A 15,528-nucleotide genomic window follows, 5' to 3' on the forward strand; every position below is an offset into this window, starting at 1 on the left:
CCGAAACTCTACTCCGGCCCCGTCCCCGCACGCCTCCCACCCCTGGACGGTTCTTCTCGCATTCCAAGGAAGTCTTGAGTCACGCTCGCCCCACCGGCGAACAGCCGGCCTTCCCCCGAGGTGTGCGTGAAGAAGCTCCAATGGTGTGTGCTGCTGATGCCGGTGCTGCTGGCGGCCGGCTGTGGTCCCCTGGATGAAGCCCCCGAGCCCGAGCCGGTCATCGACGAGCTGACCGGGCAGGTGCTCCAGGAGGCGACGACGAAGTACGACATGCACCGCCTGCTGGAGGACTCGGACGTCACGGGCGGCACGGGCATCACGCCGGCGCAGGTGCAGGCCTTCCTGCAGCAGCAGGGCTCGTACCTGGCGGGCTACACGGACCCGGCCTACGGCAAGACGGCGGCGACGCTCATCGTGGAGCGCTCGCGCGCGTCCAACATCAGCCCGCTGTACATGCTGGCGCGCATCCAGGGCGAGTCCAGCCTCATCCAGAGCGGCACGTCCACGAACCTGAGCAAGGCCACGGGCTGTGGCTGTCCGGACACCAGCGGCTGTGACGCGCAATACGTGGGCTTCGGCAAGCAGGTGGAGTGCGCCGCGAAGAAGATGCGCGGCTACCTCACCGACCTGGAGGCGGGCCGCGCCACCATCTCCGGCTGGAAGACGGGCGTGACGAAGTCCACGTCCGACCCGTGCTCGGTGAAGCCGGTGAACCACGCCACCGCGGCGCTCTACACGTACACGCCCTGGGTGGGCGCGTACGCCATCCAGTGCGGCCGCACCACGGTGGGCGGCTCGTCGCTGATGGCGTCCATCTACAACCGCTACAAGACGGCCTACCCCTGGACGCTCACCACCGCGGAGGGCTGCTACTCCGGCACGGTGGACGCCACGGTGCCGGAGGGCTCGTGCGTGCAGAGCTCGTCGGACGCGCTGTGGCGCCAGTGCTCGCAGGGCGTCTTCATTGGCGGCACCACGGCGAAGCCGTCCAACTGCAACGTGTCCTTCCCGTACTGCGTCTCCACGCGCCTGGGCCGGGGCGTGCCCACGCGCACCTGCGTGCAGGCGAGCAGCACCGTCTGGCAGCAGTGCGGCGCGGAGGGCGTGTGGCGGGACGCGCCGGGCGCGGGCACCACGGGCGTGGGGCCCGTGGGCACCTGTTACGCGACCTACGCGCTGTAGCCGTCACCTTCGCCGCCCGGAGGGCACTCCTCGCCGTCCGGGCGGTCAGTACTCCTTGGACCAGATGAGGTCCAGGCCGCCGGAGCGCGCGTCGCCGTACATGCCCTCCAGGCTCCAGCGCGGGCTGAAGAGGTACTGGAAGCGCACGGAGTTGGCGTTCTCCCCGCGCTGCAGGTTGGCGCCCACGCGGCCGGTGTAGCCCACGTAGATTTTGTCCGTCACGTACGTGCCCACCTCCAGCTTGGTGCCGGAGATGCCGCTGTCACCCGCCTCGATGGAGAGCACGTCCAGGGGCAGCTTGGAGGCAATGGCCTTGCGCGCCTCGTTGGCGACGAGCGAGCCCACCACCGAGGCGGCCTGCGCGCCCGCGTTCATGGACGCCCCGGAGCCGCGCTCCAGCGTGCGCCGGCCGGTGGCGAGCAGCGTGTAGATTTCCGACTCCGGCAGGGCCGGGTCGCTCGTCGTCTTCAGCGTGACCTCCTCGCCCTGGCCGCGCACGGTGACGAAGACGGTGACGCCCGCGTTCTCGTTGCGGTGCTCGGCGGTGACGTTGATGTACGGCGCGAGCACCGGGCCGGTGAAGCGCACCTGGCTGTCGCGCTGCACGTCGAAGCGGCGGCCCAGCACGTCCACGCGGCCGAGCAGCACCATCACCTCGCCGAACATGCGCGCCTCGTTGGCGTACTCGACGCGGAAGCCCTCGGACAGGCCCAACTGGACGTTGAGGTCGGAGCCGCGCACCCAGAGGTTGCGGGGCGCGTTGATGTTCACCCAGAACTGGCGCTGCGGCGCCTCCTCCTCCTCGCCTTCCTCCGCCAGGGCCTCCGCCTCCGCCTGGGACGTGGGGCCGCCCGCGCCGCCGCTGCCCACCGTGGGCTCCGGGTTGCCGGGCATGCCGGGCGAGTCCGGGGCGTTGCGCGGGTTCTGCGCCTTCTGCGACGTGGCCACCTGCGTGGGCGCCTTCTCCTTCTTCTTGCGCTTGTCCACCGGCACGCCGTTGCGGACCATCACCACGTCCACGGGGCGCTCCAGCGGCTGCAGGTCCTTGCGCTTGGCCTCCGGCAATTCGACGTGCGCCTCCGGGATGGACAGGTCGTTGATGTTCACCAGCCGGTCGCTGAGGCTGCCCTTCATGGACAGGTTCAGCGACAGCAGGGCCATGAGCTGATCCTCCACCACGATGGGCAGGTTCTTGGTGTTGCCCTTGCCCTCCAGCACGAACTCGCCGCCCTTGCCCTGGCGGTTCGCGGTGGCCGTCAATTCCAGCGTGCCGTTGCCGGACTTCGCGGTGAGCTGCTTGAGCTCGATGCGCTCCTGCGACGCGTTCAGCGCGAGCTGGATGTCGTGGTACTCGCCGAAGCCCGACAGCCCCAGCTTGCCGTCCTTCCACGCCAGGTTGCCCTTGAAGGTGGGCGCGCCCACGGTGCCGCCCAGGTTCGCGTCCGCCTGCATGAGGCCGCCCAGCGAGCGCACGTACGTGGAGATGCCGGAGAGGAACGTCGGGTCGAAGCGGCGCGCGCGCAGCGACACCTCCACCGGCGCCCGGTCCACCTTCTTCGCCGGCCCCTGCGCGGCCTGGAACGCGGGCAGGGACAGGTCCAGCGCCAGCGTGCCGCCCAGCAGCAGCGACCCGCCGCCCGGCGCGGTGAGCATGGCGTCGAAGAGCGACTTCGCCTCCGAGTAGGAGTAGTGCAGCCGCGCCTGCCCCAGCGCCGTCTGCGCGACGCCCAGGTTCTGCAGGCCGCCGTTCAGCTCCAGCTCCGGGGCCTCCGGCGTGCCGCGCGCCACCAGCTCCATGGACAGCACGCCCTGCGGCCCGCGGTTGCCACCCTGGCCGGGCTGCTGCACCGCCATGCCGGGCAGCTCACTCAAGGGCACGGGCCCCACGCGCCCCTTCATGCGGAAGGGCACGCGGCTGACGACCTCGCGGTCCTGGAGCGCGGCCAGCGGCGCCAGCACGCGCGCCTCCAGCGTGGCCAGCGGCCCGTTGGGGCGCTGCACGTCCAGCGTCAGCTTCACGTCCTTGTCGCCCGCCAGCGCCAGCGCGGTGCCGTTGAGGGGCGGCAGGCCGTTGGCGGTGGCGGCCTTCGCCTGCATCTCCACGCGGCCCTGCGGCGCCAGCGCGGAGCCGCTCACGTCCGCCTTCAGCGTCACCGTGCCGTCCGGCTTGTCCACGCCCTCGGCGCCCTGGAGCAGCTTCAGCGGCAGCTCCGCGATGAGCGCCTCCAGGTGCAGCGGCGCCTCCAGCGCCTGCGCGGGCGTGGGCGGCTTCGCGATGACACCGCCCAGCGTGAAGGGCGTCTTGAGCGAGACGTAGGCCTGCGGCGCGAGGCCCTTCACGTCCAGCCGCGCGCCCAGCGTGGCGTCGTTCGCGTCGGAGTTCGCGTGCAGCTCGAAGCCCAGCGCCTGCGCGAAGAGGGCCTCCGGCCGGCCGGGGTAGCGCAGCTCCGCGCCCACCACCTTCAGGTCCAGGCGCGGGTCCTTCGCGGAGCCGTTCACCACCAGCGTGCCGGTGATCTGCCCCGTGGGGCCGGGCGGCTGGTTCGCCAGCTTCAGCGTCTCCGCGACGTCCAGCTTCTCCAGGTTCACCGTGAGGGACATGGGCTCGTTGCGGCGGCGCAGCACGCCCTGCACGGGCACGTCGAACTGGGAAGACACGCGCGCCGCGTTCAGCTCCGCGCCCAGCGTGCCGGTGGCGCGGTCCTTCACGTACCGAGCCTTCACCTGGAGCCCCAGCCCCTCGTAGCCGCGCGCCTTGCCGTCCGCCAGGGTGAGGTCCACCTCCGCGTCCGGCCGGGCCATGCGCCCCTTCGCCGCGACGTGGCCGGACAGCGTGCCGCCCAGGCCCAGGTCCTCCGGCACCGCGATGCGAGGCAGCTTGGACAGGTCGAACGCGCCCAGGTCGATGCGCGCGTCCACGCGCTCGCCGTCCTTCACCGCGGCGATCTTCAGGGTCTGCGCCCCGGACGCGAGCGCCAGCGGCGGCTCCAGCGCGATGCGTCCGCCGCCAAAGCCCAGGTGCGTGGGCTGCTGGAGCGTCCAGGTGGCCTCCGGCCAGGACAGCGAGAAGGCGCGCATGGCCAGCCCCTCGTTGTCCGCGTCCACCGTGCCCTCCACGCCCAGCGCCAGCTGCGCGTCGCCCTCCACGCGCACGCTCGCCTTCAGCTCGCGGTTCTCGTCGGTGGTGAGCGCCAGGGACAGGTCGCGGAAGGTCTTCCCCGCGGTCTTCAGCTGGCTCACCAGCACGGTGGCGTCGGTGGTGAGCGGGCGGGTGACGTCCGGCACGCTCGCCTTGAGCGACAGGTCCGTGATGGCGATGTCGCCGTAGTTCAGCGCGACGAAGTTGCCGTCCGCCTTCACGCCCGGCGAGCGCGGCGGCCCCTGCACCAGCAGCTCCAGCGAACCGCTGCCGGACATGGGCGGCACGGTGCCGCCGGGCAACAGCTTGTTGAGCGCCTGCGACAGCAGCTTCAGGTCGCCCGCGGACAGGCTGCCGCGCGCCTCCAGCGCCTTCGAGGTGCCCTCGCCGGACGCGATGAACGCCGCGCCCGGCATCATCACGCGCAGGTTGGCCACGTTGTAGCGGCCGTCCTTGGCGCTGGCCTTCAGCTCGATGGGGCCCACCGACTGGCCCCGGTACTCGGACGGGGACACCGCGAGGGCCACGTCGCCGTCCAGCGTCTCCACGCTGTCGCCGCCGCCGTGCGCGGTGAGGTCCGCGGCGATGTTGGTGGGGATGCCCCCCTCCATCAGCTCCGCCAGGTTGACCCCGCGCGCCTTCACGGTGGTCTCCGTGGTGCGGTACGTCTTGAGGTTCACGTCGCCCGTCAGGTCCAGCGTGGCCTTGCCCGCGGACGCGCCCAGTTGCGCCTTCGCGAGGTCGCCGTCCAGGGACGCGGTGCCCTTCGCTTCAATGGGCACCACCAGCGGGTACGCGGGCACGAAGGCCTTCACCGGCTCTGGGGGCACGCGCAGGCGGCGCAGCTCCACGGCCGCGGCCGTCTCACCGGACTGCTTCGCGCCCAGGTCCGCCTCGATGCCCGCCAGCGCCAGCTGCGCGTCCACCTGGCGCACCACGTCCTTGCCCTGGCCCTTGAGCACCAGGCGCACCGGGCCCGTGAGCGGGCGGGTGAGTCCGCCTGACGCCTGGAGGTCCGCGGCGAAGTCCATGTCCGCCAGGCCGTAGTGGCCCTCACCCTTCGCGCCGAACTCCTCCAGACGCACCTGGCGCTCGCCGCCGTCCGGCAGCTCCTGCTGGAAGTCCACGTAGCCGTGGCTGAGCTCGAAGTCCTTGAGGTCGATGCGCAGGGTGCTCTGGCTCTGGGAGGGCGGCTCCTCCGGCTTGGGCTCCTTGGGCTCCAGCGCGCGCATCAGGTTGAGGCCGCGCTCGTCCTGCACCAGGTACAGGCGGGGCGTCTCGATGCGCACCTTCGTCAGGTCCACCTGCTGGCCCAGGAGCGGGGACAGGTTCAGCCGCGCCTCCACGCGGGCCACTTCCGCCGCCAGGTCCCCTTCGGGCGTGTAGATCTTGATGCCGGTGAGGACCGCGCCGTTGAGGTCCAGGTCGAACCCGCCCAGCTCCAGCCGGCCGGCGAGCTGCTTGTTCGCCAGGTCGACGCCAAAGCGGGCGATGCGGGCGGAGCCGCCCGGACTGGTGGCGTACACGAGCGCGCCCACCACCAGCAGGACGATGAGCCCGAGGAAACCAAGCAGGCCCCAGAGGATCCGCCGTCCCCAGCGCTTGCGCCGGTGGGGCGGGGCGGAGGGGGCGGGGGTGGTGGGGTCGCTCAAAACGCCTCTCCGATGGAGATATGGACCGCGCAGAGCCCTTCCGGGGCACCCGCATACGCTGCATCAGCGGACGTCGAGGCCTTGCCGAACTTGCGCCCAAAGCCCAGGCATCCACCAGAGGACGGATAGATGTATCCGGGATCGCTGACGGGCAATCCCCGCCCGATGTTCAAGCGCCGCGCGATGTCCAGTCGGATGGGTCCCACCACCGTGAGGTAGCGCAGGCCGGCGCCCACGGCGTGGTAGTGCTCGGGACCGAACAGCTTGGGGGCGTTCTTGCCAATCAGCCCCTCCGTGCCCACGAGGCCGGAGTCGTAGAAGACCGCCAGCATCAGGGCGTCCGTGAGCATGTAGCGCAGCTCCACGGAGGTCTCGACCAGGCTGTTGCCGCCCACGGGCACGGTGTCCCAGGACTCCAGGATGGGGTTGCCGGCCCCGTCCAGCAGGATGTTGCCGTCGTCGTCCTTCTTGTAGGTGGGCGCGAGCGGCGTCATGGGCGACAGCCGCTGCCCGTTGAAGCCGCGCATGGAGGTGGCGCCGCCGGAGAAGAAGCGGGTGACGATGGAGCTCTGGCCGCCGCCCGCCGGGTCCAGCGTGCCCATGCGCAGCTTCAGCGCCACCGTCAGGTCCTTCTTCTCTCCGATGGAGTAGTAGTAGCGCAGGTCCGGCAGCAGGCGGACGTAGTCGTAGTTGCCGAAGAAGGGGCCGCCGCCCTTCTGCACGGACAGGGCCGCGTAGTAGCCGTCGCGCGGCTCGGTGCGGTCGTCGCGCCGGTCCCACGCGAACGCGACCTCCAGGAAGCTCAGCGCCACGTCGCACTGCCCCGACGGGTCGTTGCAGCCCAGGATGATGGGCGGGACGGTCTCGTCCGCGGACACCTGCCCCTTCAGCCGGTACAGCTGCAGGTTGTACGAGGGGAACACGGAGAAGGACGGGTGGGGCGTCCAGATGACGCCCGTCTTGAGATAGCCGCCGTAGAACGAGTACGCCTGCTGCAGGCCCTTCTCCGCGGTGACGGAGGCCTGCAGGGCCACGTCGCGGAAGAGGAAGCGCGGCTGCTCGAACTCCGTGGTGAGGTTGAAGATGGGGCCGTCCTGGGAGCCCTCGTCCCCGCGCACGCTCGCCAGCACGTTGGGGATGAACGCGTAGCCCACGCGCCCGCGCAGCGTGAGCCGGCGCAGGCCGCCGCGGAAGTTGCGGTTGGTCCACTCGCCCAGCACACGGCCTTCCTGCCGCGCGGCGTCCACGCCGATACCGCCGCCCAGCCGGATGGAGTGGAAGGGGGACTCGCGCACGTCCACCACCACCGGCACCGTGCCGTTCTGCCGGTCCGGCGCGCCCCGGTTCACCTTCACCGCGCCGAAGACGCCCATGCGGAAGACGCGCGCCTGGGCCTCCGCCAGCGCCGCCTCGCTGAAGTACGCGCCCTTGTGCACGGCGCCCTGCGCCTGCTCGATGATGCGGCGGGGCGGCACCTGCGGGTTCGCGTCCGTGGCGATGAAGATGTTGCCGAAGCGGTAGCGCAGGCCCGGGGCGATCTGCAGGTCCACCACGGCCTTCTGCGTGGCCACGTCCACGCGCACCTCGCCGCCGACCTCCGCTTCCGCGTACCCCAGGTCCTTGAGCCGCTGGAGCACCAGGTCCTTGGTGGCCACCCACGTGTCCTCGCGGAACACGTCGCCGGGCTTCACCGGCAGCTCCTCCAGGATGCGCTCGCGCTCGCGCTGCGAGGGCTGGTTCTCACCCTGGCTCAGGGACTCCAGGCCGTGCGTTTCGACGCGGTCGATGACGGTGGGCGCGCCCTCGTTGACCACCACCTTGAGGCGCACGGCCTTGTCGCCGTCGGGAATCACCTCGTTGGATTCCACCTGCGCCTGGTAGTAGCCCTGCGCCTGGTAGAAGCGCTCGATGCGGCGCAGGTCCGCCTGCCACGCGTTGGTGTCGAAGTAGTGCGCCTTGCCGAAGGGCCAGAACGCGTACCAGGGGGTGGAGGACGTGAGGATGCGGTCCTTGATGTCCCCCTCGTCCACCTGCTTCGTCCCCTCGATGTCCAGGGACTTCACCTTCGGCCCGGTGGGCTGATTGGAGGTGGTGGCGCACGCCGTCAGCAGCACGGCCAGCGCGAGGGGCACGGCGGAGCGGAATCGGAGGAGTCGGACGTCGGCCACGCCACGTTTCTTACCGGAAGGCCAGCCCCTGACGCGTTTCGCAATGTTTCTTTGTGCGTCGAGTGTCGCATTCCACGACCTCGGGGGCAGGGGCAGTGTCCGCCAACGCCCGGGCCCCTCCGTGGCGCGTGCAACCGGGCCCGGGGTGCGTCAGATTCGGGCCCCTATGGTCCGGCGAATCGTGATGTTGCTGTCGGCCACGCTGGTGCTCGCCACCGGCTGCGGCGTGAACGAAGACGAGGTGGTCCAGCTCAAGGAGGGCGAGAACCTCTCCGACACGCCCTACTGCGGCTCGCTCGGGTGCGCGGATCCGTTCCGCTTCTGCGCGGAGCTGTTCCTGGAGTTCGGCCGCTCTCCGCCCCTGTGCGTCGTGGAGAACATCTGCGACCGGCTGGAGTGCGCGAAGGCGGGCCGCCGCTGCGCCGTGTTCGACGGCTTCCCCGGCCAGGTGAAGTGCATCGACGAGTGACCGTCAGCACCAGCGCCCGGGGCGGCCGTCTTCCAGCGGCCCCGGGGCGGTGACGGTCTTCTTTCAGCTCAGCGGCGCGACGAGGCGGTGAGCCACGCCAGGCGCTCCGCCGCGTCCTTCGTCTGCGGCTCCGTCAGGAGCGCGTCCGTGTTCTGCGCGATGCGGTAGGCCCAGTTCGCGTCGCCCATGGTGCCGGGCAGGTTGATGCGGTCGCGCGTGCCCAGCACGTCCTGCCACGGCAGCACGCACAGGTCCGAGCCCGCGTTGAGCGCCGCGGCCAGCGTGGCGCGGTGGATGTCCGGGGTGAACTCGCGCGTCACGGCGACGCCCTGGAACTCCGGCCACACGCGCGCGGCGTTCTGGCGCTCGTGCTCCTGCGCCTGCTCCCACCACTCCGCCTGCGGCTCCGTGTCGTGCGTGCCGGTGGTGACCAGCGACACGGCGGGGAAGCCGTGCGGGTCGCGGTACGTGTTGTCGTCGCGCTCCCAGCGCAGCACGCGGTAGCCGGGCAGCTTCAGGTCCGCGAGGATCTGCCGCACGAACGGGGGAATCACGCCCAGGTCCTCGGCGACGATGCCCGCGCCCTCCGACAGCAGGCGGAAGTGCTTCTCACCCTGGCGGCGCCAGGTGGGCTCGTCCGCGGGGACGAAGTAGCCGGTGGGGTTCTTCTCGTCGCGGATCCACTGGCGGAAGTAGCCCACCGCGTGGTCCACGCGGCGCAGGTCGTAGTAGCTGGCCGCCTTGGCCGCGCGCTTCTTCAGCCACGCGTAGTCGTCCTTCTCCATCGCGGCGAAGTCGAAGTAGGGCAGGCCCCAGTCCTGGCCCGTGGCGGAGAAGTCGTCCGGCGGCACGCCCAGGCGCGCGTCGCGGCGCAGGATGTCCGGGTGGGCCCAGCAGTCGGAGCTGTCCTGCCCGATGATGAAGGGCTCGTCACCGCACAGCAGCACGTCCTTCGCCTTGGCCTGCGCGCGGACCTGGTTCCACTGGACCTCCGCCAGCCACTGGAGCCACGCGTGGTAGCGCACGCGGCGCTCCAGCCCCTGGGCCTGGACGGCGCGCAGCGCCTCCGGCTGGCGGGTGCGCAGCCCTTCGGGCCACTGCCACCAGGGACGGCGGTCCTCCTTCTCGCTGATGGCGGTGAAGAGGGCGTAGCTCTCCAGCCACTCGCCCTGCGCCTCGCGCCACTTCTGGAACTCCTGGGCGCGCGGCGTGCGCGGGGTCCACTCGTGCTTCTCGAAGTGGTCGAAGGCGCGCGCGAACGCGGCGTCCTTGAGCGGGAACACCAGGTCGTAGCGCACGCGCGGCGCGCCCCGGGCCTCCGCCAGCTGCTGCTTCTGCGCGTCGCTGAGCGCGCCCTCGCCGCCGGTGGCCTGGAACTCCGGCACCCCGTTCAGGTCGATGAAGAGCGGGTTCAGACCGAACGCGGACCGCGTGGCGTAGGGGCTGGGGTCACCGGGCGCGGTGGGCAGCAGGGGCAGCACCATCAGCAGGCGCTGACGCGCGGCCTTCATCCAGGAGAACAGGCCGTCCATGGCGCCGAAGTCGCCAATGCCGAAGTCTGTCCGCGAGCGAAGGGAGAACAGGGGAAGCAGGAGACCGGAAAGCCGGCCAGGAGTGGACATGCGGCGCAATCTGCCCCAGCGCCGGGCCGGTGTGAACTGCTGTCGCGACGCGGTGCACACACGCCTGCCTGTCCGCCGTTTGGGGACGACGGTGGCATTGGACTCCGGGCCCATCCGAGCGCTCAGTGGTTGACGAAGCGCACGCGCGCCTGGCTCCCGGGCGCACGGCGGCTTCAGTCCCGGAAGTCGAAGTCCAGGTTCACCTCGGCGGCATCGCCCGAGCAGGTGCCGCCCGTCTGCCCCTGGACCGTCAGCTCCAGGTGACCCCGGAGCCGGTCCTCCGAATTCTCCTCCAGCACGAGCCGGCCGGAGACCTGCTGGATGGCGGTCCTCTGGGCGTCCCCGGCCGCGCAGAAGGACTGGAGCCAGGCCGCCTTCAGCCCCTGCGAGTGTCCAGGGCCGGACTCGAAGTAGACGCCGTCATGGGTCCCCGATAGCGCAGGCCCGGGACATGGGCTGCTCCGTCGATGGCGTACTCCGCGGGCCCGCGCCCCCTCGCGAAGGGCTCGATGTCCACGTAGGTGCAGAGGCCCCGCGAGGCCTCCGGGTGCTCCGCCGACAGTTCCTCCGAATTGCAGAAGCTGAAGACCGGGCCGAGGTCGAGGTCGAACCCGGAGTCCCGGATCTCCTGGGGGCGGACCTGGCCGAGCGCCGACGCGGGGAATTCTTCCCAGACGTCGCCATGCCGCACCCGCATGTGACCGGTGACGCCGCCAGCCTCGCTCCCGCTCCCGCACCCTCCCAGGACCGCGAGCGACAGCACCAGGGCGAACGGGGCACGGCGCAAGAGGGGAAGCCCATTCATTGGGTTGTGCATGAGGTCGTCTGCCATCATCTTTCGCGCCCGGACAAGCCTCCCTGGCGTCGTGGGTGGCTTCGGCCCCGGTCACGCTCCGCACCCATGAAACGACTTCCCCTGTCCTTCTACGCCCGTCCCACCCTGGAGGTGGCGCGCGACCTCCTGGGCACCCTGCTGGTGGTGGACGGGGTGAAGGGCCGGCGCGTGGGCCGCATCGTGGAGGTGGAGGCCTACCTGGGCGAACACGACCTGGCGTGTCACTCGTCCAAGGGGCGCACGCCCCGGACGGAGGTGATGTTCGGGCCGGCGGGGCGCTCCTACGTCTACCTCATCTACGGAATGCACCACTGCTTCAACGTGGTGACGGACGCGCCCGGGGTGGCCGCGGCGGTGCTGGTGCGGGGCGTGGAGCCGGTGGAGGGCATCCCGCCCGGTGAGCGGACGGACGGGCCCGGGCGGCTGTGCCGGGTGCTGGGGCTGAACCTCCACCACAACGACCTCCCGCTGGACTCGGACGGGCTGCACCTCTTGCCGGGGACGCCGGTGCCGGATGCTCGGGTGGAGCGGGGCCCCCGCATTGGCGTGGAGTACGCCGGGGCGTGGGCCGCTGAACCCTTCCGGTTGTGGGACCGGGACAGTGGACACGTCAGCCGCTTCGTCTCCCGGCGGCCTCGCCGTCGGCCTTGACGCGGAACGTTCCGGCTGGTTGGGTGGAAAACGCCATGTCCCAAGAGGCCTCCCAGGAAGAAGACCGGCAGGAAGAGGACCGGCGGCTCCTGGCACGAGCCCAGGACGGTGACGTCTCCGCCTTCGAGGCCCTCGTCGGCCTGCATCAGGACCGGGTGTACGGCCTGGCCCTTCGGATGACGCGTTCCGAGGCGGACGCGGCGGAAATCACCCAGGACACCTTCCTTTCCGCCTACCAGCACCTGAAGGACTTCCGGGGCGAGGCGGCCTTCGGGTCCTGGGTGCACCGCATCGCGGCGAACCACGCGCTCATGCGCCTGCGCCACCGCCGGGTGGCCCAGGCGGCCGAGTCCGAGCTCCAGGCCCCCGAGTTCACCGAGCGGGGCACCCTGGCGGACTACCCCGTCACGGACTGGAGCCGGGACGCGGAGGAGAAGGCGCTGGACGCGGAGCTGGGGCAGGCAATCCAGCAGGCGGCCGACCGGTTGCCGGAGGGCTACCGGGAGGTCTTCCTCTTGAAAGACGTGGACGGCCTCAGCTACGAACAAATCGCAGAAGTGACCGGGGACTCCATCCCCGCCATCAAGAGCCGCCTGCACCGGGCGCGGCTCGCGCTGCGAGAAGCCATCGACCTGTTCTACAACCGGGACAATCGCGGGGTGTGAAACCCCCAGGGCGTCTCGGCATCTTCGAACTGGAACGAGGGGAGCCGCAGTCAGCCGAGGTTCGGATGTATACCTGCAAAGATTCCATCAACCTCCTGCTGGAGTTCCTCGAAGGCGAGATGCCCGAGGAGGAGGCGCGGCACCTGCAGGAGCACCTGTCGGGCTGCAAGCCCTGCGAGGAATTCCTCAGCACCTATCGGGCCACTCCCGGCATCTGCAAGCGCGCCATGGCGCTGAAGATGCCCCGGGAGGTGTCGGCGAAGCTGACCGAGTTCCTGCGCTCGAAGATCAAGTCCTGCTCGTGAACCTGAAACAACTGTCGCTGCCGGAGCTGGAAGCGGCGCTCGCGCCGGCCCAGCCGTCCGCGACCGCGGTGCGCAAGGTGTTCGCGGGCGTCTTCGCCCACGCCCGTCCCACGGTGGACGCCATCGCGCTGGCGCCCCAGGTGCCGCGCCGTGTCGCGGACCTGCTCCGCGCCCAGGCGGAGCTGCCGTCCCTCAAGATCGTCGAGCGGCGCCAGGCCGAGGACGGCTTCGTGAAGTACCTCTTCGAGTCGCCGCTGGGCGGCCGCATCGAGGCGGTGCGCATCCCCATCTTCGACGAGAAGTACGTCGTCTGTGTGTCCAGCCAGGTGGGCTGTGCGCTGGCGTGCGACTTCTGCATGACGGGCAAGCTGGGCTTCCAGCGCAACCTCCAGACCTGGGAGATTTTGGATCAGGTGATGCAGGTGCGCGCGGAGGCGGACCGGCGCGTGGGCGGCGTGGTCTTCATGGGGATGGGCGAGCCGCTGCTCAACTACAAGGAGACGGTCCGCGCGGCGCAGATCCTCTCGCACCCGGCCGGGTTCTCCATCTCCGGCACGGCCATCACGTTCTCCACGGCGGGGCACGTGCCCGCCATTCGCCGCTACACGAAGGAAGGGCACCCGTTCCGGCTGGCGTTCAGCGTGACGAGCGCCATCCCGGAGAAGCGCGCGAAGGTGCTCCCCATCGAGAAGACGCACCCGCTGCCGGAGCTGATCCAGGCCATCCGCGAGTACAGCGAGGCGCGGCGCGAGCGGGCGATGATCGCCTACGTGGCCATCCAGGGCTTCAACCTGGGGCGCGAGGACGCGGAGGCGCTGAAGGCGGCGTTCGAGGGCATCCCCATCAAGGTGGACCTCATCGACGTGACGGATCCGACGGGCAAGTACCTGCCGCCCACGGCGGAGGAGTTGAGCGCTTTCCGCGACCACCTCCAGATTCTCAAGGCGCCCATCGCGCGGCGCTATTCGGGCGGCAAGGAGATTGGCGCCGCGTGCGGCACGCTGGCGGCGAGCCAGTACGGCGGCACGGTGCTGCCGACGCCCGCGGCCTCGCCCCGGCAGGCCTGACGTCCGCTCTTCGCCGGCCTGGGCTTCGTGCCCGGCGGCGCTCGCGGCTTCTCGATTCGACGGCAAGAACCGGAGCGCGGGCCCTGGGCTCGCGGCGCTACGAGGACCGTGCGCCGCGGCGAATGGCCTGCGCGGGCGCGACCTCATGCACGGGCCAGTGTCCGGGAGAGCCGTCGGATGACGCATCGATTGGAAGGGAAGGTCGCCCTGGTGACGGGGGCGGGTTCAGGGATTGGGCGGGCGACCGCGCTGGCGTTGTCCCGGGAGGGCGCGCGGGTGGTGGTGGCTGGCAGGCGCATGGAGCCGCTCGAGGAGACGGTGCGTCTGGCCGAAGGGAAGGGCGGGCGGGTGGTGGCCCACGCCGCGGACGTGACGAAGGAGGGCGACGTCGAGGCGCTGGTCCGCTTCACGCTGGAGACGTTCGGGCGGCTGGACGTGGGCGTGAACGCGGCGGGAGGCTCGTTCGGCGGTGGGCCCACGCACGCGTTGGACACGGCGTGCTTCCGGGAGTGGATCGACGGGTATCTGGTGAGCGCGTTCCTGTCGACGAAGCATGAGGTGGGCGCGATGTTGAAGTCGGGTGGGGGGAGCGTCATCAACGTCGGGACCTTCGTCGGGTACACGAAGGCGATGCCCGGCACGTCCGGGTACGCGGCGGCGAAGACGGGGCTCATCGGGCTCACGCGCACCGTCGCGGCCGAGTACGCCCCGCAGGGCATCCGCGCGAACGTGCTCGTCTCCGGCGGCGCGGATACGCCCATGTTCCGGAGCTGGAACGCGTCCGGGGAGCAGCGCTCCGCCGCCGCGCGGCTGCATGCGCTCCAGCGAGTCGCGGACCCGGAGGAGATCGCCCACGCGGCCGTGTTCCTCGCGAGCGGGGAGGCGTCCTTCGTCACCGGGAGCGTCTTCACGGTCGATGGAGGCTTGTCGCTCGTCTGAGGGGCCGGGGACCCGGGGCCGCGCGTGTTCACCGTCGCGCGGACGTGCGGTTCCCGGGTTCCGCCGGGCGGGGAGGCGACTTAAGTCTCGCGCGAGACGCTTTCGGGCCTGGAGGGCACCGCGCGGATGTGGATCGAGCACGTCGACAAGCTGATCGGGACGCTGGGGCCGTTCGGGTTCCTGGTGCTCGGCGTGGCGGCGATGCTGGAGTACGTCGTGCCTCCGTTCCCCGGGGACACCATCGTGTTGATGGGCGGCATCTACGCCGTGCGCGGGGAGAAGCCCTGGTGGCTCGTGCTCGCGGTGGTGACGGCGGGCAGCGTGCTGGGCGCGTTCATCAACTACGCGGTGGGGCAGTGGCTGGCGAAGCGCTTCGAGGCGAATCCGAACCGCTCCTTCTTCGGCCTCACGCACGCGCGGCTGGTGCAGGTGCAGACGCGGATGCGGCACGCGGGGCCGTGGCTGCTGCTGGTGAACCGGTTCCTGCCGGGCATCCGGGGCGTCATCTTCATCGCGGCGGGAGCGGCGCGCGTGCCTCGCTTCAACGCGCTGGTGCTGGGGGCGGTGTCCGCGCTGGCGCACAGCGGCCTCATCCTGGCGCTGGGCATGGCGGTGGGCGGCAACCTGGAGCGGCTGACGGTGCTGGTGTCGCGCTACCAGTACGCGGTCATCGGGCTGCTCGTGGTGGCGGCGCTGGCCTTTGGCGTGCGGGCGCTGACGCGGCGGCGTGAGTCGGCCGTGGAACCGTAGCGGGCCCATCCGGGCCGGTAAATGTGCGGGGAATGCCTGCCGGAGCCGCGCGCACGTTGCGCGGGCCCGGGGTGGCGCGGTTGA

At 71.0% G+C, this 15,528-nt stretch carries 13 protein-coding genes; 8 read left to right on the top strand and 5 right to left on the bottom strand.

From position 1 onward, the window contains the following. Nucleotides 1-156: 156 nt before the first annotated feature. Nucleotides 157-1,182 (top strand): hypothetical protein, encoded by a 1,026-nt coding sequence (locus JYK02_RS36470; protein ID WP_207058260.1) that lies wholly within the window; start codon nt 157-159, stop codon nt 1,180-1,182. 45 nt (nt 1,183-1,227) lie between these two features. Here the strand turns inward: JYK02_RS36470 and JYK02_RS36475 are convergent, their stop codons facing one another. Further along, nucleotides 1,228-5,973 (bottom strand): translocation/assembly module TamB, encoded by a 4,746-nt coding sequence (locus tag JYK02_RS36475; RefSeq protein WP_207057576.1) that lies wholly within the window; start codon nt 5,971-5,973, stop codon nt 1,228-1,230. Further along, on the bottom strand, nt 5,970-8,141 hold the full coding sequence (locus tag JYK02_RS36480) for a BamA/OMP85 family outer membrane protein (RefSeq protein WP_347402665.1): 2,172 nt from the start codon (nt 8,139-8,141) through the stop codon (nt 5,970-5,972). Before JYK02_RS36480 ends, JYK02_RS36475 begins: the two co-directional genes overlap by 4 nt. A 166-nt stretch (nt 8,142-8,307) precedes the next feature. On the opposite strand from JYK02_RS36480, the gene JYK02_RS36485 reads away from it, so the two are divergent. After that, nucleotides 8,308-8,610, top strand: coding sequence for a hypothetical protein (locus JYK02_RS36485; protein WP_207057577.1), 303 nt, complete (start codon nt 8,308-8,310; stop codon nt 8,608-8,610). Between the two features lie 68 nt (nt 8,611-8,678). Here JYK02_RS36485 and JYK02_RS36490 read toward each other — a convergent pair whose 3' ends face one another. The 3 genes from JYK02_RS36490 to JYK02_RS36495 all read right to left on the bottom strand — a co-directional run bounded on the left by JYK02_RS36490 (nt 8,679) and on the right by JYK02_RS36495 (nt 11,019). Further along, nucleotides 8,679-10,232, bottom strand: coding sequence for a 4-alpha-glucanotransferase (locus JYK02_RS36490; RefSeq protein ID WP_207057578.1), 1,554 nt, complete (start codon nt 10,230-10,232; stop codon nt 8,679-8,681). A 173-nt stretch (nt 10,233-10,405) separates the two neighbouring features. Continuing rightward, complete coding sequence (locus JYK02_RS40645) at nt 10,406-10,531, bottom strand: hypothetical protein (RefSeq protein ID WP_277991512.1); 126 nt, start codon at nt 10,529-10,531, stop codon at nt 10,406-10,408. 77 nt (nt 10,532-10,608) lie between these two features. Then, nucleotides 10,609-11,019, bottom strand: coding sequence for a hypothetical protein (locus tag JYK02_RS36495; protein WP_207057579.1), 411 nt, complete (start codon nt 11,017-11,019; stop codon nt 10,609-10,611). Between the two features lie 114 nt (nt 11,020-11,133). Here JYK02_RS36495 and JYK02_RS36500 point away from each other — a divergent pair, with 114 nt between their 5' ends. The 6 genes from JYK02_RS36500 (at nt 11,134) to JYK02_RS36525 (ending at nt 15,444) form a co-directional block, all read left to right on the top strand. Continuing rightward, nucleotides 11,134-11,718 carry a DNA-3-methyladenine glycosylase gene (locus tag JYK02_RS36500; RefSeq protein ID WP_207057580.1) on the top strand — a complete coding sequence of 195 codons (585 nt, stop codon included), beginning with the start codon at nt 11,134-11,136 and terminating at the stop codon, nt 11,716-11,718. 35 nt (nt 11,719-11,753) lie between these two features. Continuing rightward, nucleotides 11,754-12,383, top strand: a complete 630-nt coding sequence (locus JYK02_RS36505; RefSeq protein WP_120524966.1) for an RNA polymerase sigma factor — start codon at nt 11,754-11,756, stop codon at nt 12,381-12,383. 65 nt (nt 12,384-12,448) lie between these two features. After that, the gene (locus JYK02_RS36510) at nt 12,449-12,688 is read left to right on the top strand and encodes an anti-sigma factor family protein (protein WP_207057581.1); all 240 of its coding nucleotides are present in this window, start codon (nt 12,449-12,451) and stop codon (nt 12,686-12,688) included. Next, nucleotides 12,685-13,755 (top strand): radical SAM protein, encoded by a 1,071-nt coding sequence (locus JYK02_RS36515; RefSeq protein WP_207057582.1) that lies wholly within the window; start codon nt 12,685-12,687, stop codon nt 13,753-13,755. The genes JYK02_RS36510 and JYK02_RS36515 overlap by 4 nt, the downstream gene beginning before the upstream one ends. Nucleotides 13,756-13,932: 177 nt before the next feature. Next, nucleotides 13,933-14,694: an SDR family oxidoreductase gene (locus tag JYK02_RS36520; RefSeq protein ID WP_207057583.1), complete on the top strand. Its 762-nt coding sequence runs from the start codon at nt 13,933-13,935 to the stop codon at nt 14,692-14,694. Between the two features lie 126 nt (nt 14,695-14,820). After that, nucleotides 14,821-15,444, top strand: a complete 624-nt coding sequence (locus JYK02_RS36525; protein WP_207057584.1) for a DedA family protein — start codon at nt 14,821-14,823, stop codon at nt 15,442-15,444. The last annotated feature ends 84 nt before the right edge of the window (nt 15,445-15,528 follow it).

Source organism: Corallococcus macrosporus (genome assembly GCF_017302985.1).
Classification (GTDB): Bacteria; Myxococcota; Myxococcia; order Myxococcales; family Myxococcaceae; genus Corallococcus; species Corallococcus macrosporus_A.

Coding starts and splice junctions, on each gene's coding strand:
- JYK02_RS36505 (WP_120524966.1), top strand. CDS start 11,754: ATGTCCCAAGAGGCCTCCCAGGAAGAAGACCGGCAGGAAGAGGACCGG.
- JYK02_RS36510 (WP_207057581.1), top strand. CDS start 12,449: ATGTATACCTGCAAAGATTCCATCAACCTCCTGCTGGAGTTCCTCGAA.
- JYK02_RS36500 (WP_207057580.1), top strand. CDS start 11,134: ATGAAACGACTTCCCCTGTCCTTCTACGCCCGTCCCACCCTGGAGGTG.
- JYK02_RS36470 (WP_207058260.1), top strand. CDS start 157: ATGCCGGTGCTGCTGGCGGCCGGCTGTGGTCCCCTGGATGAAGCCCCC.
- JYK02_RS36490 (WP_207057578.1), bottom strand. CDS start 10,232: ATGTCCACTCCTGGCCGGCTTTCCGGTCTCCTGCTTCCCCTGTTCTCC.
- JYK02_RS36485 (WP_207057577.1), top strand. CDS start 8,308: ATGGTCCGGCGAATCGTGATGTTGCTGTCGGCCACGCTGGTGCTCGCC.
- JYK02_RS36520 (WP_207057583.1), top strand. CDS start 13,933: ATGACGCATCGATTGGAAGGGAAGGTCGCCCTGGTGACGGGGGCGGGT.
- JYK02_RS36525 (WP_207057584.1), top strand. CDS start 14,821: ATGTGGATCGAGCACGTCGACAAGCTGATCGGGACGCTGGGGCCGTTC.